Here is a 26457-nt window from a genome sequence, read left to right as displayed (position 1 = left end):
CGATTATGGCAAAGAAAACAAAGGTCAACGCGTCACGGCGCAATTTCCTGTTCGGCGCGGTGCGCCGGCTCAAGGGCGAGGAAGTCGGAGACGGCCCCATTGCCGCCACCACCGAGACCATCCCGCTACTGACCCGGGCCAACGGGCATTACGCCGCGGGCGAATACGAGGAGGCCACCGAGGCCTACCGCGAATACCTCAAGATCGAAAAAAACGACCTGGACGTGCGCCTGCAACTGGGCAAGTGCATGTATGCGGCGGGCAAGTACGCGGCCTCGCGCGTGGAGTTCAAGCGTGTGCTCAAGGTGCGGGAAAAGGACAGCGAGGCCATCGTCTACCTGGGCCTGACCCATGCCCGCAACGGCAACCTGGAACAGGCCGCCGCAGCCTGGGAGGATTTTTTCGACATCTCCAACGTGGCGCTGCTGCGCGAGCTGAATCTCCAGAAAGGGCTCATCGAAACCAGGGACGCGGAGTCGCCCGAACTGGTGGCCGAGGCCGTGGAAAAGGCGCTGCGGGGGTAAATACATCACTTTCGGCGGAGATTCTTCATACCAACAAAAAAGCCCCTCACGCGCACTGCATGAGGGGCTTTCCGCTTTTCCGAAAGACGCGGCTACTTGTAGGAGGCCAGCTGGCGCGCGGTGTCGCGCTGGATGTCCCGGGCCTTGATGTCCTCGCGCTTGGAATGGACGTTCTTGCCCTTGCCGAGACCGATCTCCACCTTGACCTTGCCGCGCGAGAAATACATGCGCACCGGCACCACGGTAAGCCCCTTCTGCTCCACCTGGGCCTGCAGCTTGGTGATCTCGTAGCCGTGCAGCAGCAGGCGGCGGTCCCGTTCCGGGTCGGGCTGGTCGTGCGGGCCGGTGTTTTCATAGGGCGCGATATGCACGCCCACGAGCCAGGCCTCGCCCTCCTTGAACCGGATGTACCCCTCCTTGAGGGTCACGCGGCCTTCGCGCAGGGACTTGACCTCGCACCCACGCAGGGAGATGCCCGCCTCGATCTTGTCCACGATCTCGTAAAGGCGGTGGGCCTGCTTGTTCTTGGCTATCAATTTCTGCCCGGGCGTTGCCGGGGCCTTGTTCTTCTTGCTCATGAAATTCGTATCCGTATAGAAAATTGCCGGACTGCCCGGCCACAATGTGGAGGCAACTTACGCGGGAGCTTCGTCGTTTTCAAGCAGGGAGGCGAAAAAGGTCAGTTCCTCGGGGTAGGACTTGAAGATGCTGTCCATGACCAGGCTGTTGATGCGGTGCACGGTGCGGCACTGCATGACCTGCTTCAAAAGGGCGCGGCACTCGCGCATCTGGGTCTGGCGGATGATCCGCTTGATGCCCGGGATCGCCTGGGGGGTCAGGGACAGGGAATCGATGCCCATGCCCATCAGAAGCGGCACGCAGAACGGGTCCGAGGCCACTTCGCCGCACAGGCTGACCTCGATGCCGGCCTGGTGCGCGGCGTCTACCACCAGCTTGATGGACTTGAGCGTGGCCGGGTGCAGGGGCTGGTAGAGATAGGCCACGTGCCGGTTGATGCGGTCCACGCCGATGCTGTACTGGATCAGGTCGTTGGTGCCGATGCTGAAGAAATCCACTTCCTGGGCCAAAAATTCCGCCACCATGACCGCTGCGGGCAGCTCGACCATGATGCCCACGGACATGTCCGGGTCGTAGGCGACGCCCTCGCGCCGCAGCTCGGCCTTGGCCTGGGCCAGCCACGCCTTGGCCTGTCGGATCTCCTTGATGCCGGAGATCATGGGGAACATGATGGCCACGTTGCCGTGGGCGCTGGCCCGCAGGATGGCCCGAAGCTGGGTCTTGAAAAGCTTGGGGTGCTTGAGGCAGAAGCGGATGGCGCGCAGGCCCATGGCCGGGTTGGCCTCGTTGAGTTCCCCGTAATGACTGATGAACTTGTCCGCGCCCAGGTCCAGAGTGCGGAAGACCACCCGGCGCGGCGACATGATGGAGGCCAGTTCGCTGTAGCGTTCCGTGAGCTCGTCCTCGGAAGGCAGGGCGGTGCGGTTCATGTAGGCGTACTCGGTGCGGTAAAGCCCGATGCCCTCGCCCCCGTTGTCCAGCACCGCGGCGACCTCCTCCACCAGCTCGATGTTGGCGAAGACGTTGACCCGGAACCCGTCCAAGGTTTCGGCGGGCAGCTGGCAGCGGCGCTTGATCTTGCGGGAGTATTCCTCGAACTTGGCGGCGCGCTCGTTGTAGTCGGCCAGCACGTCGTCGCCGGGATTGATGATGATCTTGCCGGAAATGCCGTCGATGATGACCAGGTCGCCGTCATTGACATAGCGCTCCAGGTCGGAAACGCCCACCACCGCGGGGATGCCCAGGGTGCGGGCCATGATGCCCGTGTGCGAGGTCTTGCCTCCCTGCACCGTGGCAAAGGCCATGATCTTGTCCACTTCCAGGGCCACGGTGTCGGCCGGGCTGAGGTCGTGGGCCATGATGATGAACCGGCCCTGCATGGCCTTGAAGTCCACCGCGCGCCCGGCCAGCTTGCTCTGCACGCGGTCCGAGACAACGCGCACGTCCTGCATGCGCTCCCGGATATAGGGATCCTCCACGGCCCCGAACTTGACCTCCTGGTCGGAAACGGCCTTTTCCAGGGCCCATTCCGCGTTGAGGCTCAGGCTGCGGATGTACTCGGCGGCGGTTCCCTTGAGTTGCGGATCCTTGAGCATGAGCAGGTGGGTGTCGATGAGCATCTTGTAGTCCTTGAGCTCATCCGGCACCTGACTCCGGATCTCGGCCAGTTCCGATTCGGTCTCGGCAAAGGCCTTTTCCAGACGCTCCACTTCCTTTTCCACCAGCGACGCGGCCACGGTCTGCCGGAGCAGCGTGGCCTTGTGGCTGCGGTTCACGAAAATGGCCTTGCCGATGACAATGCCCGAAGCGACCGGGATACCGGAAATGGTCTTGCCTGGCACGTCTATTCCTCTTCGAACCTGCTGGCGAACAATTTTTCCAGTACATTGAGCGCCTGCTCGGCGTCCTCGCCCGCGGCCCTCAGTTCCAGGATGCTGCCCTCGCCCGCGGCAAGGGTCAGGATATCGAGGATGCTCTTGGCATCCACTTCCTGGCCATCAAGAACAATGGAGATGGACGACTTGAAGCCCAGGGCCTCCTGGGCAAGCTTTCCGGCAGGCCGCGCGTGCAGCCCGTGCGGGTTGGCCACCACCACCTGCCGGGAATATAGCTCTTCGCCATTCTTGGTATTGTTCTGTTCATTCATTATATATCAATCCTGTCAGATCGTCCGTTTGCTTTTGCCCCTGCGGCCCCTACCCCATGCCCCCGAGGAAGTCCAGTATAGTCTTCCGCAGCAGGGGGTACAGATGGATGAGCCCGAGAAACGCGGCCGCCGCAAACACCCGGGAGACCAGGCCGGTGCGCACGAACCGGCCGAACAGCATCAGGGCCACCACCCCCAGGAGCCACTGCCACCACAACAGCGGATGCGGCCAGACCAGGGCCCAGAGCCAGACCAGGAGCAGAGCGTTGACGTACTTGATGCGCGTGCCCCAGTTGATGAGGTCCCAGCGGCGCAACCGCTCCAGGAACCGGAACCCGTGGCGCAAACCGGCCACGAAGGTATACACCCGAAACGCCTGCAGCCCCAGGAAAAAAGCCAGACCAAAACCCAGGGACAGCCCGCCGTGCCCCGAAAGGTAGAGGCAGATGGAGGACAGGGCCCAGAGAATGAGCAGGCTCCCGGCAAAGACCGAATCGCCGATGGCCGACAGCGTGTACGTGGTGGTGTCCTTGACCTTGGAAAGCATCTTGGGGGGAAAGCGGTCCTGGCTGATGGATTCCTCCATGTGCAGGAAAATGCCCACCAGGCAGGGCATCCAGAACGGGTGCGACTGGTAGTGGCGCACATAGCGGCGCAGGGCCATGCGGTAGTCCTTGGGGTCGCGGTGGATGGCCGACAGCCCCGGCTGCATGGCAAAGGTCAGGCTGATGTTCTGCATGCCGCGGGTATTGAAGGCGGCCCCGGCCAGCAGGCAGCGGAAAAAGCTGCGGATCATGGCCAGGGTCTTGGTATCGGCCTGCGGCAGGCGCATGTTCTTCGCAGTGGTAATGATTCCGACCCCCGTCAATCAGATGCTGGGTGCAAGACCGTGCTTCTGCAGATATCGGCAGCAGGCCACCGCCGCGATCAGCTTGAGCTGGTCCCAGGGAGCAAAGGGAATCACCCCCAGGATCAGGCTCTCGCCCCAGGAGATGCCCAGGGAGAATTTAAGCCAGGCCGCACCCACGGCATAAATGAAAGCAATGGCGACAATGCCCCAGAACAGCCCGGAAAGCCAGAGAATCGGTCCTGTTTTTTCCCGGTTCGCCTGCCCGGTGATAAGCGCGGAAAGACAGAAAGCGATGAGATAGCCGCCCGTGGGGCCGAAAAGATGGCCTATGCCGGTCCCGCCGCCGGAAAAAACGGGCAGCCCCAGTATGCCCGCAGCAAGGTACAGCCCCAGGGCGAACAGGCCGTGCACCGGCCCGAGCAGAAATCCGGCGAGAAACACGAAAAACGGCTGCATGGTGAAGGGGACTGCCCCGACGGGAATGACCATGAAAGCGCTTGCCGCTGTCATGGCCGCCATGAGCGAAACCCAGACCAGCCGGTGCATTGAAGCCAGTTTCGTATTCACTCCGGGTTCCCCTTTCATTGTCGTTCGATGACCAGACCAGCCCGCTCTATATCGCCCAGGTCCGAACGGATTTCGCCGCCCTTGGTGGTCAGGTAGTCCCCGACCATGAGGCCGTCCGCCCCGGCGCGCAGCAGCTCGGCCTTGCGCCCCTCGCCAAAGACCGCCAGCCGTCCGCCGCAGATGCGGATAGCCCGGTCCGGGAGCAGGAAGCGGAACAGGGCCACGATCTTCAGGGCCTCGGCGGGCCGCAGGACCTCCCGGTGCTCCAGGGGCGTCCCGGGAATGGGGGTCAGGAAATTCACGGGAACGGACGGAACCCCCAGTTCGCGCAACATCAGGGCCAGCTCCACCCGGTCGTCCCAGGACTCGCCAATGCCGAAAATCCCCCCGCTGCACACGTACAGGCCGCATTCCAGGGCGGTTCTGACCGCCTGCACGTCTTCCTCGTACGAATGGGTCGTGCAGACCTGCGGAAAATGGGACGCCGAAGTCTCCAGGTTATGATGATAGCCGAACAGGCCCGCCTCTTTCAAGGCAAGGATCTGCCCGCGCGTGAGAATCCCGGGGGAAAGGTCCGGCAGGAGTCCGGCCTCCGCCACCAGGCGCACCGCTTCCAGATAGCCCTGGAAATCGCTGCCGCCCACGAACTTGCCGCTGGCCACGATGCCGAAACGGCGCGCGCCGTTCTGCGCGGCGCGGCGTGCGGCGCGGCCGATCTCGTCCGGGGCCAGCAGAGGATATTCCGGGGCCCGGGTGCTGTGATGGGATGACTGGGCGCAAAAGGAGCAATCCTCGGAGCACCTGCCGCTGCGCGCATTGACGATGGCGCACAGGGAAACCGTCTGGCCCGAGAAACGGGTGCGGATGCGGTGGGCCTGTTCCAGAAGCGCGGGAAGGCTCTCCTCGTCCGCGTCGATGATGGCCCGGATTTCCGCATCGTCGGGCGCCTGGCCGTTCATGGCCTTTTCTGCAATGGATAAAAAAATCATGGTTCTCAGCGCGACATGAGCGCGTATATTTCCTTGGCGGTCCAGCCCTTGACCCGCCCGGCTACGCGGCGGGCGATCTCCTTGGGCTTGCCGCCGCCCTCCTGCTCTTCTTCCACCAGGGCCAGAACCCGCTCGGACGAGGCCTTGTCCTCTTCGCGGGCCGGACCGATGACCACGGTAATCTCGCCCCGGAGGTCGAAATCCACCGCATCCAGTGAGCCTAGGGAACCGGAGATGAACTCCTCGAAATCCTTGGTCAGTTCCCGGGCAATACAGAACTCCCGGTCGCCCAGCACGTCCCGGGCCGCATGCAGGGCCGTTTCCAGCCGCGACTTGCGCTCGAAAAAGACCAGGGTGGCGCCGGTATCACGATGCGCCTCGAAAAAACGCTGGAGCTGGGAGTCCTTACGGGGCGGGAAGCCCAGAAAGGAGAACGGCAGGGGCGGCAGGCCGCAGGCGGACAGGGCCGCCAGGGGGGCGCTGGGCCCCGGGACCGGGGAGACCGGGAATCCCCGCTCGCGGCAGGCGCGCACCAGGCGGTAGCCCGGGTCCGAGAGCAGCGGGGTTCCGGCGTCGGAAATCAGGGCGATACTCCGGCCCTGCTCCAGCCATTCCAGCACGGCGGGCAGCTTCTTGTCCTCGTTGTGCTCGAAGAAGCTGACCAGGCCGCCCTCGCGCTCGATGCCCAGACGCTTGAACAGCAGCCCGGCGCGGCGGGTGTCCTCGGCCAGGATCACGTCGGCGTGGGAAAGGATACGGGCCGCGCGCGGGGAAAGGTCGCCCGCGTTGCCCAAGGGAGTGGCCACAACCCAGAGTCCGGGCCCGGCCATGGTTTCTAGGGATTCCTGGTTCATGGGCACTTCATGTAGCACTGAACGGCGCGGAACAAAAGAAGGGAAATCCGGGGTCAGCCCAAGCCGCCCGCGTCAAAGGCGTCGGGATAATGGACAATGTCCATGCCGTCCGGGTCCTCCACCACGGCCACCAGGTCGAACCGGCAGGGCAGCTCCCAGCAGTCATGCTCGGAAAGGTACAGACCGGCGGCCCTCACCAGCCGTTCTATCTTCTGCCTGCCCAGGGCGTCCTCCGGCCGGGTAAGCCCCCCGGCCCTGCGGGTCTTGACCTCCACAAAGACCAGTTCCTCGCCGTGGCGGCAGACAAGGTCCACCTCCAGACGGCCGTGCCGCCAGTTGCGTTGCAGAATCCGGTAGCCCTTGCTCTCCAGATGCCGCGCGGCCGCGTCCTCGCCGAGCTGTCCCCGCTGCTTGCGGCGGACCATGTCTTCCAGGAATTGTCGCATGTGTCCTCGGGATTGGATGGTCCGGAACAAAAAAAGCGGGGCAACCATGTCGCCCCGCCTGAAAGAACTTCCGAAGAGAACCCTCAGTTGAAGAGGCTCACGTCCCCGTCGGCCCCGTTGGAAAGATCCAGGGCGCGCACATGGCCGCCGCGCAGGGAAATATCCTTTTCCTTGGCCTGCAGGAAGGCCATCTTGCGCATTTCCAGGCGCTCCATCTGCACGCGGCGCATTTCGATACGCCGCTGGGCCCGGTCCTTGCGCGACATGGACAGGAATGTCTCCATGCGCTCGGACTCTGCGTCGGCCAGCACCACAGGGGCAGGCCCCTCCTCGACAGCCGGGACCTCGTCCTCGCCGTCAAAGACATCGGAAATGCTGTCCAGCTTGGCCTCGATGACCTCGTCCGGAGTCTTGCCGTTTTCCGCATACTCGTAGGTGAATTCCCCCACGGTGTATGCGGTGGAGGCATACTGCAACGGCGTGATCCAGGTGCCGCCCAAAGTCAGCAGCGGCCCGATCGCGGCGCAGCCGCTCATGCACACGAGCAGAAGCCCGCCTGCAACCAGTTTTTTGACCAGCCCCAAACCGCTGCCCAAAACATGACCTTTCATACCACCCTCCATGGATGAAATCACTCCCCAAAAGGCCTGATTTTTCAGCCCAAGCCAGTGTCACCATACACCATTTCTTTTTATCGGACAATATTTTCAAACAATTTAGACACTTGTAAAAACCGCTCAATATTAACGACATTGTTAAAACCATATGCTCAATAAATTCAACATATTATTAGATCAACAACTTATCGACCAATGTCATTGATTTGCAACGGGTGTAAACTTTTTCTAGAAAAAATAACGCCGGGAGCCCTTGCCCTCCGGGCGTTTTGAAAACGCTTTCCAGAGTCACGCGGTTCAATTTTTTGAACCTGCCGAAATTCCTGTTTCACACCCTTTACCGCATCGCCCCGAAAAGGTACTGATCTTCCATGGAGAAAGGCGACTTTCATACGGCCCTGCACCGCTGGGCGGCCACGCCCATGCTCACGGCATTCCTCATCGCCCCACTGGCCTTCACGGCCGCACGCGTTGCCGCCGGCCCCCTGCCCGACAGCGTAGCCCAATCGGCGGCCACGGGCCTCTGGCTCCTGCTCTGCGGCCTGGCCGTCATCGCCTGCCTGTTCAAGAAAAGCCTGGACCGGCCCGAACGGGAAAGCCTGGCCCGGCCCATGGCCGCCTCCGCCCTGTTCGGGGTTTCCGTGGCCTGCCTGTTCGTGTTCATGGCCCCCGCGCTTCAGGCCTATTCCGGGTTCGCCCCCTACCTGCGCGAAACAAGCCCCGCCATATTCTTCCTGTTCGCCCTGGCCTGGACCGCCACGTTCGGCGTTCCCGGACGCGCCGACATCCAGCGTCCGGCCGCCTGGCTCGGGGCGCTCGTGGTCCTCGACGCCCTCCAGGCCCTGCTGCGCATGACGCCCCAGCGCTTCCTGGGCGACCCAGACATGCTGGCAACCCTGCTGCTCATCGGCCTGTGCGCGGACCTCAAGCCCGCCCACCACGAAACCGACCGCAACGGGCTTGCCCTGCGGGTCTGGATTATGCTCGGGCTCCTGGCCACCCTTTCGCGCACCGGCCTGTTCACGGCCGCCTGGATCCACGCCTTCTTCGGCAGGGGCAGCGCCTGGAAGCGGCTGCCCTACGCCAGCCTGTGCGCCGCGGCCGTGGGGGCTTCGTTCCTGCTGGACGCCCATTTCGGCCTGGGCGGCGATCGGTACATGGAATACTGGGTCTGGCTGGAATGCTTCCAGCTGCTGGCCGGGCCGGGCCGCCTGTACACCGGGTTTGCCCTGAGCCATCCCCTGCCCGTGCTGCCGCCCCTGGAGCTCATGGGCCTGTGGCAGACCCTGTTCAGCACCTCGCCTCTGAACGGCCTGTTCATCGAACAGATCCCCAGCTTCTGGGTTCGAGCTGTTATGGCCTGGGGAATCATCCCCCCCTGACGCTGACCGCCTCCCTGTTCGGCCTGCTCATGCGCACCCCCACCCGGTTCGGCGCGGGGCTCACTGCCGTGATCCTGGCCCAGGGCATCAGCACGGACCTGTTCTATTCCCCGGGCCCGGCCATTGCCCTGTTCCTGGCATTGATGCTTGCCTTCCGCTCCGGGAACAAGTAGCCAGTGCCCATGTCCATGATCAACGAACCCACCACCATCCTGGCCACCTGCCCGCTGGGCATGGCCCCGTACCTGGAGGCCGAACTGCACGAGCTCGGCTACCGGGAGACCAAGCAACTGGAGTCCGGGGTGCTGACCCGGGGCGGCCTGGCCGACTGCATGCGCCTGAACCTGCACCTGCGCACGGCCCACCGAGTGCTCCTCGAACTGAAATATTTCACCGCCGCCGACGCGGACGGGCTCTACCGCACGGTCAGCCGCATGGCCTGGGAAGAGATCATGGACGTGGACGGCTACCTGTCCGTGTCCTCCAGCGTCCGCAACGACACGGTCAACGACAGCCGGTTCGCCAACGTGCGCATCAAGGACGGAGTGGTGGACCGGTTCATGGGCGAATTCGGCAGGCGGCCCGACTCGGGCCCGGACCAGGGGCGCGGGGTCTGCCTGTTCCTGCACTGGCGTGGGGACGAGGCCACCCTGTACCTGGACACCAGCGGCGAGCCCCTGGCCAAGCGCGGCTACCGCAAGATGCCGCACAAGGCCCCCATGCAGGAGACCCTGGCCGCCGCCTGCATCCTGGCCTCGGACTGGCGCGAACGCGCGGGGCAGGGAGGCAGCTTCGTGGCCCCCATGTGCGGCTCGGGCACCCTGGCCATCGAGGCGGCCCTCATCGCCCTGAACCGCGCCCCGGGAATGCTGCGGGAACAGTTCGCCTTCATGAACCTGAAAGGCTACGACCCCGCGGCCTGGAAGAGCCTGCGCAACCAGGCCCGGAAGCAGAACGTCTCCGCCCTCCCCGGCCGCATCATCGCCACGGACCGCGACCCGCACGCCGTGGAGGCGGCCCGCCGCAACGCCCGCGTGGCAGGGGTGGAGGAATTCATCGAATTCACGGTCTGCGATTTCACGGAAACCGAAATGCCCGAGGGCGGCGGCACGGTCATGCTCAACCCCGAGTACGGCAAGCGCCTGGGCGACATCAAGGCGCTCGAACCCGTGTACAGGGGCATCGGCGACTTCTTCAAGCAGCACTGCGGCGGCTACACCGGCTACATCTTCACCGGCAACATGGACCTGGCCAAGCGGGTGGGCCTGCGCACCAAGCGGCGCATCATCCTCTTCAACGCCTCCATCGAATGCCGCCTGCTGGAATACGAACTCTACGCCGGCACCCGCAAGAATTCATAAGATCGGGGAGGGAATCTTTTGCAAAAGGCTTCCTCCCCATCCCCCTCCTTCCAAAAGCATTTCCCGGTCGCGCTGCGCGCGATGCACTCTCCCATCTAAGGCTGTTCAGAAAGGTTCGAGTGCCAGGAGCAATAAAAGAAAAAGTCCGACGCGTATCGGGCATACGCGAGGACGCTTTTCTTTTTGCAGCGACACCGCAATCGGGCCTTTCTGGGCAGTCTTATACTTGACAATTTGCGTGCCATTCTGAAAACATTCTGAAGTACGAGGTGAAATCACACTTTTTTGCGGGGGTGGAAATGAGCAGAAAGGTCAAGTCAGTCAGGGTTCCCAAGGAACTGGAAACCCTGAACCTGTCCGGGGTCGTCCGGGAGTGCGAAAAATACCTGCGCGACCTGGAGTCCGCCACGCTGCTCAAGCAGCAGGGCAACAAGGAGGCCGCCGAAGCGCTGGTCAAGGCCCGCCAGGCAGACCTGGGCAAACGCATCGGCCATCTGGTCTGGGAGGCCCGGGTCCAGTACGGCAAGGCCAGGGGAGATTCCTAAGTGCAGCCCAAATCCGCAGCCGAATCCGCAGTGATCATGACCCATCTGGTGCTTCCCGGGGACGCCAACCCCGCGGGCAACCTGCACGGCGGGGTCATCCTCAAGCACGTGGACACCGCTGGCGGCGTGGTCTGCAAGCGCCACAGCCGCACCAACATCGTCACGGCCTGTATCGAACGCATGGACTTCCAGCAGCCCGCCTACGTGGGCGAACTGCTGACCTTCAAGGCCAGCCTCAACTATGTGGGAAAAACGAGCATGGAAGTGGGCGTGCGCGTGGAGGCAGAAAACCTGGAGACCGGCCACGTGCGCCATACCAACTCGGCCTACCTGACCTATGTGGCCCTGGATGAAAACGGCAGGCCCACGCCCGTGCCGCCCCTGCTGGTGGAGGACGAGGTGGGCGAACGCCGCAGAAACGAAGCCATTGCGCGCATGGAAATGCGCAAACAGCTCAAGGCCCGGGAAAAGTAAGCTATTTCCGGCCGCCGACGGTTCCCAGATAGATGGCGGCCAGGGCCAGCCCGGCCCCGGCAAGCTCGGCCACGGTCAGGGGCTTGGCGAAAATGAGCACGTCCCAGACATAGGAAAGCACGGGCTGCAGCAACAGGCCCAGGCCCACCAGGGCCGCGCTCACCGCCTGCATGCCCCGGGTGATGAACAGCCAGCCCGCTGCCTGGCAGATCACGCCCAGCAGCACCAGCCAGAGCAGGTCCATGCCCATGGGGACCGCCAGGGCCTGCCCGTCCAGCAACAAATACCCGCCGATGCACAGGCAGGTGGTCCAGGGAATCACGCCCATGAGCGCCTGGCGGCGATCCTCCCCGAGCCGGGGAATGCACAGCTTGAGACACAGCAGATACGAGCCGTAGAACAGGGCCGTCAGCAGCCCCCAGAAGACCCCGGTCCGGTAATCGGCCGAGGCCTCCTCTCCCCAACCCACGCCAACGACCAGATACAGCCCCACGAAGGCCGGCGGCAGGGCCAGGTAGAACAGCTTGCCCGGCCTTTCCCCCAGCACCAGGACCGAGGCGGCCGTCAGCACGAAGACCTGGAAATTGCCCAGCAGGGTGGCCATGCCCGGCCCGATAGCCAGGATGGACCGGTGCCAGCACATGATGTCCAGGGCGAACAGGACTCCGGCGAACACGGCATACTTGACCACCCGGACGCTGATGCAGCGCAGATGCCCTTCGCGCCACAGGAACACGGCCAGGGCCAGGCCCCCGAAAAACATGCGGTAGAAAGCCGAGACATCCGGGCTGACCTGGGCCAGACGCACGAACACCGCGGCAAAGCTGATCATGGCCGCGCCCAGTAGCAGACTGATCATGAGCGCACCACCTCCAGGCGTTTCCCGAGCGTGACGCCCCGCTCATCCACCACGGCCACATGGGGCCAGATCTCAACGCCCCGGCCCAGGGCCTCGTAGAAGAGCTCGGCATAGACAGGGTCGATGTAGTCGGCCGGGCCGAAACAGCGGGCGTCCGTGCGCTGCACCAGAAAGAACAGGGCCACGCGCACGCCGCGCCCGGCCAGGTCCATGAGCTCGCGCAGATGCTTCTGCCCCCGTTCGGTGACCGCATCCGGAAACGCGGCCACCTGGTCTTCCACCAAAGTCACGTTCTTGCACTCCACCCAGAGTTCTCCCCGCGTCCCGGAAAGATAGGCATCCAGGCGGCTGTCGCCCACCTTGGCCTCGGGCCGGAAATGCTCGAACCCGGCCATCTCGGGAATGGCCCCGGTTTCCCAGGCCGCCCGGATCATGCGGTTGGGGGTCGAGGTATTCACCCCCACCCAGGTCCCGGACAGGCGCACGGCCTCCAGGGTCCACTTGAGCTTGCGGGCCGGGTTGGCCGCAGGGGAAAGCAGGATCTCCCGCCCCGGCCGCAGCAGGCCCATCATGGACCCGGTATTGTTGGTATGCGCGGCCAGGCGCTCGCCCGAGGCGGTTTCGGCCTCCACGGTGAAACGCTTGTGGCGACTGAGGAAAAAGGCCCGTTGCATGGATGGGGGATACGGCAAAGTACAGTGGGTATTCATGGAAAATAATGGTTCGGGACTGTCGGGTATGGCAGATTCGCATTACAGATTAAAAAAGTCTTGAACAGTCTTTTCCCCTTAACGGACGGAAAAGGCAAGTCCGGTTTCGGGGAGCGCCGGTACAAGGGCAAATGTCCATGATGCGCACGCTTGGCATAGTGTGGGGGCTGGTTCTCCCGCTTTCCCCCCTGGCATCCCTGGCCGGGACCTCGGCGCCTGCGCCTCCTCCGGACGGCGTCATCATGCTCGGCGTTGCCCGGCAGCCAGGCCTTGCCGAAGCCTTTGCCGATCCCCTGATTTTTTCTACGACCCTGTCCGTGCTGGCCGCCCTGGCCGCGCTCCTGGCCATGGCCGTCCTGCGCAGGCAGCAGGCCGAAAAACAACTCTGCGCGGAAAGCGGCAAATACGTCAGCCTGTTTGAAAACGCCTCCGAAGGCATTGTGCTCGTCGACCGCAACGGCATCATCACCGACGCCAACCCCAAGGCCCGCAGCATCATGGGCCTGGAGCTGCAGCAGTTGCGGGGCATGACCGGCACCACCCTGCTCCACCCGGACGACGCACCCCTTTCCAGGGAACAGCAGCGCCGCCTCGATGCGGGAATGACCGCCCGCATGCAGCGCCGCATCCGCACCCGCCAGGGCTCTTACATCCCGGTGGATATGAGCATCAAACGCATTTCCGAGAACGTGACCCAGATCATGTTCCGCGACCTGAGCGAACTGGAGCTTTCCCGCCGCAAACTGGCCGAGGCCAACCTGGAACTTGCGGGCATGTACGAGCAGATGTCCGCAGCCAACCAGCAGATGATGGCCGCCAACAAGGAGCTGCAGTTCGAGATGGAGGCCCGGACGCGGGCCGAAGACGAGCTGCGCGAGCGTGAAAAGCTGCTGCGCACCGTGCTCAGGTCCGCCCCCCTGGGCATCGGCCTGGTCGAAGACCGGATCGTGGGCTGGACCAACGAAACCCTGCAGGCCATGCTGGGCTACAGCGCCGAGGAACTCGACGGCATGCCCTCCGAAAAATTCTATGAAAACAAGGCCGAATACGAACGGGTGGGCAGGGTCAAACACGCCGAGGTGCTGGAAAAGGGCTACGGCAGCATCGAGACCCGGTTCGTGACCAGGGACGGGCGGGTCCTGGAGGTTCTGCTCGCCTCGGGGTGCATCGAGCGGGGCGACCTGTCCAAGGGCCTGGTCTTCACCGTGCAGGACCTGACCGAACTGCGGCGGGCGCAGCAGGAGAGCAGGGACCTGCGGGAAACCCTGTTCCGCGAAAGCGCGGTGGTCCAGCTGCTCCTGCGCCAGGACAACGGCGACATCGCCGAGGCCAACCGGGCGGCCAGCGACTATTTCGGAACCGATCACGGCTCCCTCCAGGGCGCGCCCCTGGAAACCGTCTTCTCGGCCCCGCCGGGCCAGGTCTATCACTCCCTGCGCGCGGCCGCCCTTGACGGCCATCCGGCCCGTCTCGAGGTGCGCCGGGGCACGGGACGCAGCATTGCCGAGTTGCATGTCAGCCCGCTGACCATCGACGGGAAGCTCCTGTTCTACGCCATCCTGCACGACGTGGCCGAACGCATGCAGGCCGAGGAGGCCCTGCTGGAGGCCAAGCACCTGGCCGAAAGCGCCAGCCGCATGAAAAACGAATTCCTGGCCAATATCAGCCACGAGGTGCGCACCCCGCTCAACGGCATGCTGGGCATGCTCCAGCTCCTGGACGACACCCCGCTCAGCCCGGAACAGGGCGAATTCGTCAGGGCCGCCTTCCAGTCCGGCCAGGGGCTGCAGTCCATCCTCAACGACATCCTGGACTTCTCGCTCATCGAGGCGGGCAAGATCCCCATCAGCCGAGGCCCCCTCACCCTGACCCGTCTGGTGGACAACATCGCCCTGGTCTTCCGCAGGCAGTGCATGGACAAGAACATCGGCCTGACCATGCGCATCGACGACGACATCCCCGACCAGCTGGACGGCGACGAGGCCCGGCTGCGCCAGATCCTCTTCAACCTGGTGGGCAACGCGGTCAAATTCACGGAAAACGGGGGCGTGGCCATCGAGGTCAGCCGCCTTTCCCCGGACCGCCACGGCAACATGCGGCTCATGTTCATGGTCCGGGACACGGGCATCGGCATTTCCGAGGAGCGGCTGCCGTACATCTTCGATCCCTTCACCCAGGGGGACGGCTCCCTGACCCGGCGTTTCGAGGGCACGGGCCTGGGCCTGAGCATCGTCAAACGCCTCTGCGAGCTCATGAACGGCTCAGTGGCCGTGGACAGTGAAACGGACAGGGGCACGGACATCTGCGTGGTGCTTCCGTTCAAGGTGCCCGACACGCCACAACCGACAGCCCCGGAGGAACTGCCCCTGCTCAAGGCGGCCATACCGGAACGCCGCGTGCTCATCGCCGAGGACAACCCGGTCAACAGCATCGCCACCCGGCGCTTCGTGGAAAAGCTGGGTTTCGAGGCCGTCTGCGCCAAGGACGGGGCCGAAGCGGTCAAGGCCCTGCGAAAACAGTCCTTCGACTGCATCCTCATGGACATCCAGATGCCCGTCATGAGCGGCATCGAGGCGACCCGGCTCATCCGTTCGGACCAGAGCGGCGCATTCAACCCGGAGATTCCCATCGTGGCGCTGACCGCCCACGCCATGCAGGGCGACCGGGAAAGGTTCCTGGAGGAAGGCATGAACGCCTACCTTCCCAAACCCGTGGAATTCCCGGATCTGGCGCGGCTCCTGTCCCGTTTTCTCTGAACCGTTTCTTCCGCGTCGCGTTCCTGCGATTATCAACGCCTTGTTCTCTCCACCGGCATCGTATACCTAAGGAGGAAAAATCAGGCAGTGGCGGACACCTATGGGAAAGTGCATCACCGACCGACTCCAGCCGGGCATGGCCCTGGCATCGGACCTCGTGACCCCCGACGGGAGAGTCATGCTGCCCGCCGGTGCGGAACTGACGCACAACATCATCCGGGCCTGCAAGATATGGGGAATCTCCGAAGCCGACATCGCCGGACACGAACCCGGCGCAAGCCCGGAGGAGCAGCCAGGCCCCAGCACGGAAAACGACGAGGAATACAAACGACTGGCCGCAAGGCGCTTCGCGCTGACCAATACGCGGCATCCCGCGGTGCGGGCGCTGGCCCTGCACTTCCTGGAAAACGCCCGCAGCACCCTGACCCCGAAACAGGCCGAGGACCTGGCCCGGAGCTACGAGGCCCCGGACGAGCCCCAGGCGGCCGTTCCGGCCCCCTGCTCCCTGAAGGACGTCCTGTCCGGGGAGATCCGGCTGGCCTGCCTGCCCAGCACCTTCAGCGAAATATCCGAGGCCCTGAAAAACCCGCGCAGCTCCGCGGCATACGTGGCCGAAATCATCAGCAACGACGTCTCCCTGGCCGCCAAGCTGCTGCGCATGGTCAACTCCCCGTTCTACGGGTTCCCCGGCACCATCGACACCCTGTCCCGGGCCGTGACCATCGTGGGCACCAACCAGCTCACCAGCCTGGCCCTGGGCATCTCGGTCATCTCCGTGTTTCGGGACATCCCCGAAAGGCACCTGAACCTTACGGACTTCTGGCTGCACAGCATCACCTGCGGGGCCGTGGCGCGGCTCCTGGCCACCCAGCTCGGCATGGGCAACGACGAACGGTTCTTCGTGGCCGGACTCATGCACGACATCGGCAGGCTCATGCTGCTGCGCAACCAGCCGGAGATGGCCCTGGACCTTTTCCTGCGGGCGACCTCGGCCCGGGTGCCCCTTGCCGAACTGGAGCGGCGTCTCTGGGGATGGGACCACGCCGAACTGGGCGCGGCCCTGCTCAAGGAATGGAAGCTTCCGGGATTCCTGGAGGCCATGACCCGGCACCACCACAACCCGGGCGCGGCCCCCAACCCCCTGGAGGCCGGGGTGCTCCACGTGGCGGAATTCACGGCCCACGCCGTCGGTGCAGGCGCCAGCGGCAGCCCGTACGTACCGCCCCTGGACGAGGGGGCCTGGGACAGGCTCGGCATTTCCAGCAACGACCTGAGCGAGATCGCGGCGCAGGCGGTCCGGCAGGCAGACCAAGTGATGGCGGCTTTTTTCCATGAGTCCTAGAAGCGGGAAAGACTTCTCCTTTGACCCGGAGCATCTGCTCCGGCGCGTGGAGCACCTTGAGGAGGCCAGCCGGTTCACCCTGGAGGCCCTGGAAACGGCCGCGCGCCTCGGGGACTTCCACCAGCGGCCCGAGGGCTACGGCACGCCCGCCGCCATCCTGCAGGAAACCGCCCAGCGCATTTCCCAGATCCTGCGCCTCAAGGCCGTGGACATGTACCTGGTGGACGACCTGACCCTGGAATTCGAACGGCACTTCCGGAGCTCCGAACCCTACGGGGAATTCATGGACCACGAATTCGAACGCCTTGCCGAAAACCGCACCATTGCCTGGGCCCTGCAGCGCAAGCAGCCCACCTTCGCCCCCACCGAGGACGGCAACGACACCATCCTGGTGCACAGCATCGCCACCGCCGCCAAGACCAAGGGCCTCTTTGTCGGGCTGCTGGACGAAGATGTGAAGACCGTGCTGGACACCTCTCTCTCGGTGCTTTCCATCGTGCTGCTCAACAGCGCCAACACCCTGGAGAACTTCCAGCTCCAGCGGCTGAACATCGAGGCCAACCAGGCCCTGGAGGCCAAGGTCGCGGAGCTCAAGGACGAGGTGGAAAGGCGCAGGAAGACCGAGGAGGACCTGGAAAAGACGCGCAACTTCCTGGACCAGATCATCAACACCCTGCCCGCCCCCCTTGTGGTCAAGGACGCCAGCCACCGCTGGATCATGGCCAACGACGCCTTCTGCCTGACCATGGAGCGGACCCGCGAGGACATGCTGGGCAGGACCGCCCACGACTTCCTGCCCAGGGAAGAGGCCGACGCCATGCAGCGGGCCGACTCCCTGGTGCTGCACACGGGCAAGGCGCACCTCATCGAATTCACCATGACCCAGGCCACCGGGATGCCCCGCACCTTTTCCATCCAGACCGCCATGCTCTCCCACCCTGACACCGGGGAAAGCATTCTGGTGAGCATGCTGCGCGACCTCACCGAGCAGAAGATGGCCGAACGGGTGCTGCGCGGCGAAAGAGAGCGGTTCTTCTCCCTGCTGGAGGAACTGCCAGCCTATGTCTATGTCCAGAACACGGATTTTTCCGTCGACTACGCCAACCGCAGGTTCCGCACCCTGTTCGGCGAGCCGGGCGAGCGGCCCTGCCACGAGATCTTCCGGGACAGCGGTGCCGTCTGCCCGGAATGCGCCACCCAGCGCAGCCTGGTCTCCGGCACGCCCTCCATGGAGGAAACCGTCTACGGCGACTCGACCTACAACGTCTATGTCTATCCCTTTGTGGACACGGACGGCACCCGCCGCGTGCTGACCATGGGCATCGACATCACCGAGCAGAAAAAGGCCACCGAGGCGCTCATGGTGGCCAAGGAACAGGCCGAAATCGCCAACCGGGCCAAGACCGAATTCCTGGCCAACATGAGCCACGAGATCCGCACCCCGCTTAACGGCGTGCTGGGCATGCTCCAGCTCTGCTCGGACACGGAGCTGGACGAACTGCAGCGCGACTATGTGGAGACGGCCCTGGAATCCGGCCGCAGCCTGCTCACGGTCATCAACGACGTGCTGGACCTGACCAAGATCGAGGCCGGAAAATTCGAGATCGATGAGGGACGGTTCGACCCGCGCGCCATGATCCGCTCCGTGCTCCAGACCTTCACCCATTCCTCCGAAGACTCGGGGCTCGCGCTCGACATGGAGGTGGACGAGGCCGTGCCGCAGGTGCTCATCGGCGACGGCGGACGGTTCCGGCAGATACTCTTCAACTTGGTGGGCAATTCCGTGAAGTTCACGCCGCAGGGCGGCTCGGTGAAGGTCTCGGCCATGTCCCTGCCCTCGGGGGACCCGGGGCGGGCCAGGCTGCTCTTTTCCGTCAAGGACACGGGAATCGGCATCCCGGAGGACCGCATCGAACACGTTTTCGAGGCCTTCACCCAGGTGGACGGCTCCTTCCGGAGAAAATACGGCGGCACGGGGCTGGGCCTGGGCATCGTGCGCCGCCTGGTGGACCTCATGGGCGGCACCATTGCCGTGGACAGCATGTTGGACAAGGGCACCACGGTCTATTTCAGGCTCGACTTCACGCTGCCGGACCCCGACACCATCAGGCAGGAGCCCGAATTCGAAGGCGCGGCCTGCCCCATTCCCCCGTCAAAGAAGATCCTGGTGGCCGAGGACAACCGGGTCAACCAGATCATGGCCCGCCGGTCCCTGGAAAAGCTGGGATTCGTGGTCCATTGCGCGTCCAATGGCCGGGAGGCACTGGAACGGCTTTCCAGCGAGCCCTACGACTGCGTGCTCATGGATATCCAGATGCCCGAACTGGACGGCATGGAAGCGGCGGGACTCATCCGGGGCGGCGAGGTGGGAGAGGCCAACCGCAACATTCCCATCGTGGCCCTGACGGCCCACGCCATGCAGGGAGACCGGGAGCGGTTCCTGGAGGCGGGCATGAACGCATACGTGGCCAAGCCCTTTGAAGTGGACGACCTGTGCCGGACCCTGAGCCGGCTGCTGAGCCATCCGGACCTGGACGGCAAGGACTAGTCCTCCTTGCCCCGCCCTTGCAGAAAGGCGATCACCTTTTCCCCTTCCCCTTCATAGACTTCCCGCTCCTCCAAAGGCGTGGGACGCGTGACCAACGGCCATTTTCCCGGCTGCGGTTCCGCCCCTTCGCGGGCGGTCGCCGTGGGCCGGGAATCAACCATGGCCGGGGTCCGGTGCACGTCGTACCGCTCGACAACCACGCTGAATTCTATGGGGATGTTGTTGGGATCGAAGCTGTAGACGGAATGGATGAACCCGTGGTCCACCACCTCGGAAACCCAGAACCCGGCCGCCTCCAGCCGGTCCTTGATCTCCCACAGGTCGTCGGGACCGGCCACGCCGAAGGAGACGTGGTCGAAGGCCGTCGGGCCGCGCACGGGAACGCCGTGATCCTTTTCCGGGATCGGCTCCACACCGTCCCATTCGAAAAAGGCGATCATGTCCCGGTCCGTAATTTCGAAGAAATAGTGCCGGTAGCCCGGCCTCCCGAGCCCCGCAACCAGCCGCATTCCCAGCAGGTCGCGCCAGAAGCGGACCGTGGTGTCCATGTCTCCCGTGGCCATGGCCAGATGATTGATGCCCGTATAGTTCGCCATGTGCTGCCCCCGATTACATTTTTCCACCATTCTATGGCAATCCGTCCGAAACTCAAGCGCAGGGGGAATTATAAAAGCGTGCGGAAATCATTCTTAATATTCACATTCCCCGCAACACCACGTACGGTGGAAACATGCGGCGGTGTCGGCCCCGCCTGTTTTCGCTGAAATAACGAAAATAACGGGGATGGCAACGTCCGCCTCCTGCGGCATAGTCAGCATAGAGAAAACCCGGAACCGGCCAGGCGACAATGGCATTGAACCAACTCCACACCCTGCTCACGAACCATGAGGAATGGCTCATGGAACGCATCCTCGCCTACGCCAAAAAGCAGGGCTACACGCGCTACACCTCCACCCTGGTGGAGCCCTGGCGCATGTCCGTCAGCGGGCTGACCAAAGCCATCGGCAAAGGGCTGGAAAATTCCGAATCCCTGCGGGCCGGGCTGACCCCGGACGACTGCTACAAGGATGATCCGGTTTCCGAATTCGCAATAATGGAATCCCGGCTGCACCGCCAGCGCGGGGTCAACCTGTCCATGTTCCTGGGACTGCTCAAATACTACCGGGCCTCGTATTTCGACCTGGTGGAGGAAAAGGCTCCCCCGGAACTCCGGGCCAGCTTCCACGGTTTTCTGCTGGACTTTTTCGACCGCCTGGAAGTGGCGCTCTCCGGGGACTGGGCCGCGACCACCGACGATCCGCCCGAGGTCCAGGCCATCAACCGCCAGCTCGCCAATGAAAAGAATATGTTCCTGACCCTGGTTGCCAGCCTGCCCAACCCGGTCTTCCTCTATGACCGGCAGCGAACCCTGAGTTTCTACAACTCCGAGGCGGCCAAGCTCATCGGCCTGGCCTGCGACGCGGGCTCCGGGTACTACCACGAACGCTTCAACAGCGAACCGGCCTGCTTCGACGCACAGACCCAGGCCGCCCACCTGCTGCCCTGGATCGAAGACCGCGTGCACGAGGTCTCCACAGGGAAAAATACAGGGACCCACTTCGAGGAAGAGGCCCACATCTCCGGTCTGGACATGCATTTCAGCGTCTCCGTGGCCCGCATGTCCGACGTCTCCGGCAAGTTCGACGGGGTCATCGTCACCCTGGAGGACATCACCCGGCTGAAAAAGGCGGAAAACGCGCTCAAGGAATCCGAGGCCAAATCCAGGGCCCTGTTCGATTCTGCCGCGGATTCCCAGTTCCTCATCGACTTCGACGGCCGGTTCATCGACGTGAACAGGGCCGCGGCCATGGAACTGGGCTATTCCCGGGAAATGCTCCTGAACATGGGCCTGGAGGACATCGTCCCCGAGGAGGTCAAAAAGCGCATCCCGGGTTTCCTGAGCCGCATCACCGCCAACGGCAGCGCCTCCTTCGAAACCATGCACGTCCGGTCCACGGGCGAATTCTACCCCGTGGACGTCAATGCGGGCGTCATCGGCACTGCCGATGGAGAGGCCATCCTGGCCACGGCCCGGGACATGACCGAACGCAAGATCAACGAGGAAGCCCTGCGAAAGAGCGAGGAAAAATTCCGACGCATCTTCGAATCCATGGAGGACGGATACTTCCTCACCAGCCTGGACGGCACCATCATGCTTGTGAACCCTGCCGCGGCCCGACAGCTCGGCTACGAAGTGACCCAGCTCATCGGACTCAGCGTCACGGAACGGGTCTACCGCGATCCCGAGGACCGCAGGGAGGTCATCTCCATCCTGCAGGACAAGGGAAGCGTCACCGGATACAGGGTGGACTTCAAGCGCAGCGACGGGGGCTTCATCAAGGCCGAGATCAACCTGCACTTCGTCTACAACGAGGCCGGGCACCCCGTGGCGCTGGAGGGCATCTTCCGGGACGCCACGGACCGCATCCGGGCCGAGGAAATCCTCAAGGAGCGGGAGCAGCAGTACCGCGGTTTCTTCATGAACAACCACGCGGTCATGGTCCTGTCCGACCCCAAGTCCGGCGACATCGTGGACGCCAACCCCGCGGCGGAACGGTTCTACGGCTACGACCGGGACGAGCTGCTGCAGATGAACATGTCCGACATCCAGGCCATGGAGGAGCAGGAAATATTCCGGGAAATGGCCATGGCCCAGCAGGAACACCGGAACCACTTCCTGCTCAAGCACCGCGTCTTCGGCGGGCAGGTGCGCGATGTGGAGGTCTACAGCGGGCCGGTCATGGTCAATGAACGGGCCCTGCTCTATTCGGTCATCCACGACGTGACCGAACGCAGACGCCTGGAGACCGAGCTCCAGAGGCTGGCCACCACGGACTCGCTCACCGGCGCGCTCAACCGCCACGAGTTCATGCGTCGCGCCCAGGAGGAAATGGCCCGCGCCCGCAGGTACGGGCACCCCCTCACCGTGCTCATGCTCGACCTGGACCACTTCAAACGCATCAACGACACCTACGGCCACAGCGTGGGCGACGACGCGCTGCGCATCCTGACCGACGCCTGCCGCGAATGCCTGCGCGAGACAGACCTCTTCGGCAGGCTGGGCGGCGAGGAATTCTCGGCCGTACTCACGGAAACCGAGGCCTGGGCCGCGGAAAAGGCTGCGGACCGCCTGCGCCAGGCCATGGCCCAGGCGACCATCGACACCGGCAGGGGAACCACCACCATCACCGCCAGCATTGGGCTTTCGGCCATGACCGCGGCCGACGGCTCCATCGACGACATTCTCAGCCGCGCGGACAAGGCCCTGTACGTGGCCAAGGACAAGGGCCGCAACCGGGTGGAACGCCTCTAGTGAAAAGACGTTCGACACCCCTGTTTTTCAGGCCCTGAAATCCCCTGCGAAAACCCCTTGATTACCCGGTTTTTTTCTGGAAAAACCTTGACGTTTCCACGGTCGCGTGGAATATGACTTGTCAATCGTACGTGACGATTTTCACATGTAACCGAAGCAATCCCGAAGGCACCCTGTACGGCTTGAAAAAGGCCGCCCGGGGGACATGTCTTACGGGATTTCGAGACATATTATGACTATCGAGGCGCTCATCGCCGAGCACAAGGCCGACATGGCCGACAAGTGGGCCGACCTGATCTTCGGGACATACCCGGTCGAGACCCAGAAAATATGGAAGAACAAGAAGAACCGTTTTTCCAACCCGGTGGGCGCGGCCATCCGCGAGGCCACCGGCGAACTGATCGACCATCTCCTGCAGTGGGAGGACGCGGACGCCATCTGCACCTCCCTGGACAAGATGATCCGCATCCGGTCCGTGCAGGACTTTTCCCCGTCCCAGGCCCTCAGCTTCCTGTTCCTGTTCAAGAAGCTGCTGCGGGACGAATATTTCGAGAAACTGCGGAAGAGCGAGGAGCTTGAGCATCTTCTGCGTTTCGAGGCCAAGCTGGACAACATGGTCCTGCTGGCCATCGATATCTATTCCCGGAGCAGGGAACAGATATATCGGCTCAGGGTGGAAGAGGTGAAGCGGTCCCAGCACACCCTGCTGAAAAAAGCCCGCATGATTGTGGACGTTACGGCCGACAAGGCCGAGGAATAGTGGAAGGGCCCCCGAACGATTCGGAGGCTCAAACCATAAGCGAGGTGACGGTAGATGAATGCTTTGTACTCACTCGTTTTCGTTTTTATTCTGGTGCTGATCCCATTGTTCGGGGTAGGCGCGGGCCATATGGATTTTGGCTTCGGCGTCTGTATCCCGTACACGGCGTTCGCACTCTTCTTGAGCGGATTCGTGGCGAAGATCTTCGGCTGGGCAAAAAGCCCGGTGCCCTACAGGATCCCCACCACGGGCGGCCAGCAGCTGCCTTACGATCCGGAACTTTTCAAACAGAGCAAGCTGGACAACCCGTCAAACGGTTTCCAGACGGTGCTGCGCATGATCCTCGAGATCTTCGCGTTCCGGTCCTTGTTCCGCAACACGTCCACGTCTCTGCATGAGACCAAGGACGGCCCGGTGGTGGCCTACGCCTCCTCCAAATGGCTGTGGCTCTTCGCCATCCTGTTCCATTACTCTTTCTTCATCATTGCCCTGCGCCACCTGCGCCTGTTCCTGGAGCCCATCCCGTTCTTCGTCAACGGCCTGGAATTCATGGACGGCATCCTGCAGATCGGCGCTCCGGTGATGTACCAGACCGACGCCCTGATCGTGGTCGGCCTTCTCTTCCTGCTGCTTCGCAGGCTGGTGGACGCCAAGATCAGGTACATCTCTCTGGTGGCCGACTTCTTCCCCCTGTTCCTGATCCTGGGAGTGGCCCTCTCCGGCATCTGGATGCGCTACTACGCCAAGGTCGACGTCGTGGCCATCAAGGAACTGGCCATGGGTCTGGTAACCCTGCATCCGCATGTTCCCGCAGGCATCGACGTTTCCTTCTACGTCCACGTCTTCCTGGTCAGCGTGCTGATGGTCTACTTCCCCATCAGCAAGCTCATGCACATGCCCGGCGTCTTCCTGTCCCCGACAAGAAACATGCCCAACGACAACCGTTTCCATCACCACGAGAATCCGTGGAACCCGGACATCAAGCCCCTGGCCTACGAATCCTACGAAAAGGAATTCGGCCCGTTCATGGCTGAAGCCGGGCTGCCCCTGGACAACCCCGAGAATGCCAAGGCTCCCGAAGAGGGCTAGGGTTCCGGGTAAACGGTTCGACCACAACGACAGGAGAGAAGAATAATGTCGATGCCAAGCGCTGACGAACTCTTCAAAAGCATAGATTACAATCCGCCGGCCTCCGGCTGGATGGAGACCCCGGTGAACTTCGCACCGGGCAACTGGTGCTACCCGGCCAAGAAAGACATGGTCGCGTATCTGCAGGGCTACATGCCCGACGCCTTCGGCAACCCGCGGGAATGGTCCCCGGGCGAAGCGGACTGGAAGCTGCCGCCGAACTGGAAGGAAATCGTCATGAACGGCTTCCGCGAACGCCTGGACAAGTTCCGTTCGCTCAAGGTCTTCATGGACATCTGCGTGCGCTGCGGCGCCTGCGCGGACAAATGTCACTTCTTCATCGGCTCCGGCGATCCCAAGAACATGCCCGTTCTGCGCGCCGAACTGATGCGTTCCATCTACCGAGGCGAATTCACCCTGGCCGGCAAAATCCTGAGCAAGCTCACCGGATCCCGCGTCATGGAAGAGGACGTCCTCAAGGAATGGTTCATATACTTCTACCAGTGCACGGAATGTCGCCGCTGCTCCCTGTTCTGTCCCTACGGGATCGACACCGCGGAGATCACCATGATGGCGCGCGAACTGCTGCACCTGGTGGGCGTGAACATCAACTGGGTCCTGGAACCCGTTTCCAACTGCAACCGCACCGGTAACCACCTCGGCATCCAGCCCCACGCCTTCAAGGACATCGTGGACTTCATGGTGGACGACATCGAGGAAATCACCGGCGTGCGCGTCAAGGCCCCGCTCAACGAAAAGGGCCACGAGATCCTGTTCATCACCCCGTCGGGCGACGTGTTCGCCGACCCGGGCATCTACACCTTCATGGGCTACCTGATGCTCTTCCACTTCCTGGATCTCGACTACACCATGTCCACCTACGCATCCGAGGGCGGCAACTTCGGCCTGTTCACCAACAACGAGGCCATGAAGAAGCTCAACGCCAAGATGTACGCCGAAGCCAACAGGCTGGGCTGCAAATGGATCCTCGGCGGCGAATGCGGCCACATGTGGCGCGTCATCAACCAGTACATGGACACCATGAACGGCTACCTGCAGGGCTCTCACATGGAAACCCCGCGCAACCCGATCACCGGCACCGTGTTCCACAACTCGGCCGTGACCAAGATGGTCCACATCACCGAGTTCACCGCCGACCTGATCAAGCACGGCAAGCTGAACCTGGATCCCAGCCGCAACGACCAGTACAAGGTGACCTTCCACGACTCCTGCAACCCGGCCCGCGCCATGGGTCTGCTGGACGAGCCCCGCTACGTGATCAAGAACGTGTGCAACAACTTCGTGGACATGCCCGCCGGCACCATCCGCGAAGAGACCTTCTGCTGCGCCGGCGGCTCGGGCCTGAACACCGAAGAGATCATGGAAATCCGCCTGCGAGGCGGCCTGCCCCGCGGCAACGCCCTGCGCTATGTCCAGGACAAGAACGGCGTGAACATGATGTCCTGCATCTGCGCCATCGACCGCGCCACCCTGCCGCCCCTGGCCGACTACTGGGCCCCGGGCGTGGAAGTCTGCGGCGTGCACGAGCTCGTGGGCAACGCCCTCATCCTGCCGGGTGAACAGGAGCGCACCATGAACCTCCGTCAGGAATCCCTCCCCGGTTTCGAGGACGAGGATGACGACTGGACTCCCCCGAACATGTAGGAG

General features: G+C 63.3%; 25 protein-coding genes. 13 read left to right on the top strand and 12 right to left on the bottom strand.

Going from position 1 to position 26457, the window contains the following annotated elements; translation table 11 throughout:
* Positions 1 to 5: 5 nt before the first annotated feature.
* Positions 6 to 524 carry a tetratricopeptide repeat protein gene (locus FGL65_RS05040; RefSeq protein WP_147819961.1) on the top strand — a complete coding sequence of 173 codons (519 nt, stop codon included), beginning with the start codon at positions 6 to 8 and terminating at the stop codon, positions 522 to 524.
* A gap of 92 nt (positions 525 to 616) precedes the next feature.
* On the opposite strand, the gene smpB is transcribed toward FGL65_RS05040, so the two are convergent.
* The 9 genes from smpB to FGL65_RS04995 all read right to left on the bottom strand — a co-directional run bounded on the left by smpB (position 617) and on the right by FGL65_RS04995 (position 7566).
* Positions 617 to 1102, bottom strand: a complete 486-nt coding sequence (smpB, locus tag FGL65_RS05035) for an SsrA-binding protein SmpB (RefSeq protein WP_147819960.1) — start codon at positions 1100 to 1102, stop codon at positions 617 to 619.
* Positions 1103 to 1159: 57 nt separating this feature from the next.
* Entirely contained in the window at positions 1160 to 2944 is a 1785-nt protein-coding gene (gene ptsP / locus FGL65_RS05030) for a phosphoenolpyruvate--protein phosphotransferase (protein WP_147819959.1), read from the bottom strand.
* Positions 2945 to 2946: 2 nt separating this feature from the next.
* Positions 2947 to 3249 carry an HPr family phosphocarrier protein gene (locus FGL65_RS05025; protein ID WP_147819958.1) on the bottom strand — a complete coding sequence of 101 codons (303 nt, stop codon included), beginning with the start codon at positions 3247 to 3249 and terminating at the stop codon, positions 2947 to 2949.
* Between the two features lie 49 nt (positions 3250 to 3298).
* Positions 3299 to 4081: a PTS system mannose/fructose/sorbose family transporter subunit IID gene (locus FGL65_RS05020; protein ID WP_147819957.1), complete on the bottom strand. Its 783-nt coding sequence runs from the start codon at positions 4079 to 4081 to the stop codon at positions 3299 to 3301.
* Positions 4082 to 4117: 36 nt separating this feature from the next.
* Positions 4118 to 4666, bottom strand: coding sequence for a biotin transporter BioY (locus tag FGL65_RS05015; RefSeq protein ID WP_250645577.1), 549 nt, complete (start codon positions 4664 to 4666; stop codon positions 4118 to 4120).
* A 14-nt stretch (positions 4667 to 4680) separates the two neighbouring features.
* Complete coding sequence (bioB, locus tag FGL65_RS05010) at positions 4681 to 5655, bottom strand: biotin synthase BioB (RefSeq protein WP_147819955.1); 975 nt, start codon at positions 5653 to 5655, stop codon at positions 4681 to 4683.
* Positions 5656 to 5660: 5 nt separating this feature from the next.
* Positions 5661 to 6509, bottom strand: a complete 849-nt coding sequence (rsmI, locus tag FGL65_RS05005; RefSeq protein WP_250645576.1) for a 16S rRNA (cytidine(1402)-2'-O)-methyltransferase — start codon at positions 6507 to 6509, stop codon at positions 5661 to 5663.
* A gap of 53 nt (positions 6510 to 6562) precedes the next feature.
* Positions 6563 to 6955, bottom strand: a complete 393-nt coding sequence (locus FGL65_RS05000) for a YraN family protein (protein ID WP_147819954.1) — start codon at positions 6953 to 6955, stop codon at positions 6563 to 6565.
* 83 nt (positions 6956 to 7038) lie between these two features.
* Complete coding sequence (locus FGL65_RS04995; RefSeq protein ID WP_147819953.1) at positions 7039 to 7566, bottom strand: hypothetical protein; 528 nt, start codon at positions 7564 to 7566, stop codon at positions 7039 to 7041.
* 377 nt (positions 7567 to 7943) lie between these two features.
* On the opposite strand from FGL65_RS04995, the gene FGL65_RS04990 reads away from it, so the two are divergent.
* The 5 genes from FGL65_RS04990 (at position 7944) to FGL65_RS04975 (ending at position 11334) form a co-directional block, all read left to right on the top strand.
* A complete protein-coding gene (locus tag FGL65_RS04990; protein WP_147819952.1) occupies positions 7944 to 8954 on the top strand; it encodes a hypothetical protein in 1011 nt (336 codons plus the stop codon).
* Between the two features lie 29 nt (positions 8955 to 8983).
* On the top strand, positions 8984 to 9127 hold the full coding sequence (locus FGL65_RS18180; RefSeq protein WP_187170546.1) for a hypothetical protein: 144 nt from the start codon (positions 8984 to 8986) through the stop codon (positions 9125 to 9127).
* A 9-nt stretch (positions 9128 to 9136) separates the two neighbouring features.
* Positions 9137 to 10315, top strand: a complete 1179-nt coding sequence (locus FGL65_RS04985) for a THUMP domain-containing class I SAM-dependent RNA methyltransferase (protein WP_147819951.1) — start codon at positions 9137 to 9139, stop codon at positions 10313 to 10315.
* 299 nt (positions 10316 to 10614) lie between these two features.
* A complete protein-coding gene (locus tag FGL65_RS04980; protein ID WP_147819950.1) occupies positions 10615 to 10860 on the top strand; it encodes a hypothetical protein in 246 nt (81 codons plus the stop codon).
* Positions 10861 to 11334: an acyl-CoA thioesterase gene (locus FGL65_RS04975; protein ID WP_187170545.1), complete on the top strand. Its 474-nt coding sequence runs from the start codon at positions 10861 to 10863 to the stop codon at positions 11332 to 11334.
* Between the two features lies 1 nt (position 11335).
* Here the strand turns inward: FGL65_RS04975 and FGL65_RS04970 are convergent, their stop codons facing one another.
* Together FGL65_RS04970 and sfsA are read right to left on the bottom strand one after the other, a co-directional pair.
* On the bottom strand, positions 11336 to 12193 hold the full coding sequence (locus tag FGL65_RS04970; protein WP_147819949.1) for a DMT family transporter: 858 nt from the start codon (positions 12191 to 12193) through the stop codon (positions 11336 to 11338).
* Positions 12190 to 12903: a DNA/RNA nuclease SfsA gene (sfsA, locus tag FGL65_RS04965; protein WP_147819948.1), complete on the bottom strand. Its 714-nt coding sequence runs from the start codon at positions 12901 to 12903 to the stop codon at positions 12190 to 12192. The genes FGL65_RS04970 and sfsA overlap by 4 nt, the downstream gene beginning before the upstream one ends.
* Positions 12904 to 13040: 137 nt before the next feature.
* On the opposite strand from sfsA, the gene FGL65_RS04960 reads away from it, so the two are divergent.
* From FGL65_RS04960 to FGL65_RS04950, 3 genes are all read left to right on the top strand, one after another.
* On the top strand, positions 13041 to 15659 hold the full coding sequence (locus tag FGL65_RS04960; RefSeq protein WP_187170544.1) for a PAS domain S-box protein: 2619 nt from the start codon (positions 13041 to 13043) through the stop codon (positions 15657 to 15659).
* 100 nt (positions 15660 to 15759) lie between these two features.
* The gene (locus tag FGL65_RS04955; protein WP_147819946.1) at positions 15760 to 17001 is read left to right on the top strand and encodes an HDOD domain-containing protein; all 1242 of its coding nucleotides are present in this window, start codon (positions 15760 to 15762) and stop codon (positions 16999 to 17001) included.
* A complete protein-coding gene (locus FGL65_RS04950) occupies positions 16991 to 19549 on the top strand; it encodes an ATP-binding protein (protein WP_147819945.1) in 2559 nt (852 codons plus the stop codon). The genes FGL65_RS04955 and FGL65_RS04950 overlap by 11 nt, the downstream gene beginning before the upstream one ends.
* Here FGL65_RS04950 and FGL65_RS04945 read toward each other — a convergent pair.
* Positions 19546 to 20145, bottom strand: a complete 600-nt coding sequence (locus tag FGL65_RS04945; RefSeq protein WP_147819944.1) for a VOC family protein — start codon at positions 20143 to 20145, stop codon at positions 19546 to 19548. The genes FGL65_RS04950 and FGL65_RS04945 overlap by 4 nt on opposite strands.
* A gap of 251 nt (positions 20146 to 20396) precedes the next feature.
* On the opposite strand from FGL65_RS04945, the gene FGL65_RS04940 reads away from it, so the two are divergent.
* From FGL65_RS04940 to dsrK, 4 genes are all read left to right on the top strand, one after another.
* A complete protein-coding gene (locus tag FGL65_RS04940) occupies positions 20397 to 22901 on the top strand; it encodes a PAS domain S-box protein (RefSeq protein WP_147819943.1) in 2505 nt (834 codons plus the stop codon).
* Between the two features lie 232 nt (positions 22902 to 23133).
* The gene (locus FGL65_RS04935; protein ID WP_147819942.1) at positions 23134 to 23661 is read left to right on the top strand and encodes an RsbRD N-terminal domain-containing protein; all 528 of its coding nucleotides are present in this window, start codon (positions 23134 to 23136) and stop codon (positions 23659 to 23661) included.
* Between the two features lie 54 nt (positions 23662 to 23715).
* The gene (gene dsrM, locus FGL65_RS04930; RefSeq protein ID WP_147819941.1) at positions 23716 to 24750 is read left to right on the top strand and encodes a sulfate reduction electron transfer complex DsrMKJOP subunit DsrM; all 1035 of its coding nucleotides are present in this window, start codon (positions 23716 to 23718) and stop codon (positions 24748 to 24750) included.
* A gap of 45 nt (positions 24751 to 24795) precedes the next feature.
* Complete coding sequence (gene dsrK / locus FGL65_RS04925) at positions 24796 to 26454, top strand: sulfate reduction electron transfer complex DsrMKJOP subunit DsrK (RefSeq protein WP_187170543.1); 1659 nt, start codon at positions 24796 to 24798, stop codon at positions 26452 to 26454.
* The last annotated feature ends 3 nt before the right edge of the window (positions 26455 to 26457 follow it).

Source organism: Salidesulfovibrio onnuriiensis (assembly GCF_008001235.1).
Taxonomy (GTDB): domain Bacteria; phylum Desulfobacterota; class Desulfovibrionia; order Desulfovibrionales; family Desulfovibrionaceae; genus Pseudodesulfovibrio; species Pseudodesulfovibrio onnuriiensis.
The sequence above is the reverse complement of the archived record's forward strand: the minus strand, read 5'-3'. Positions and strand labels throughout refer to the sequence as shown.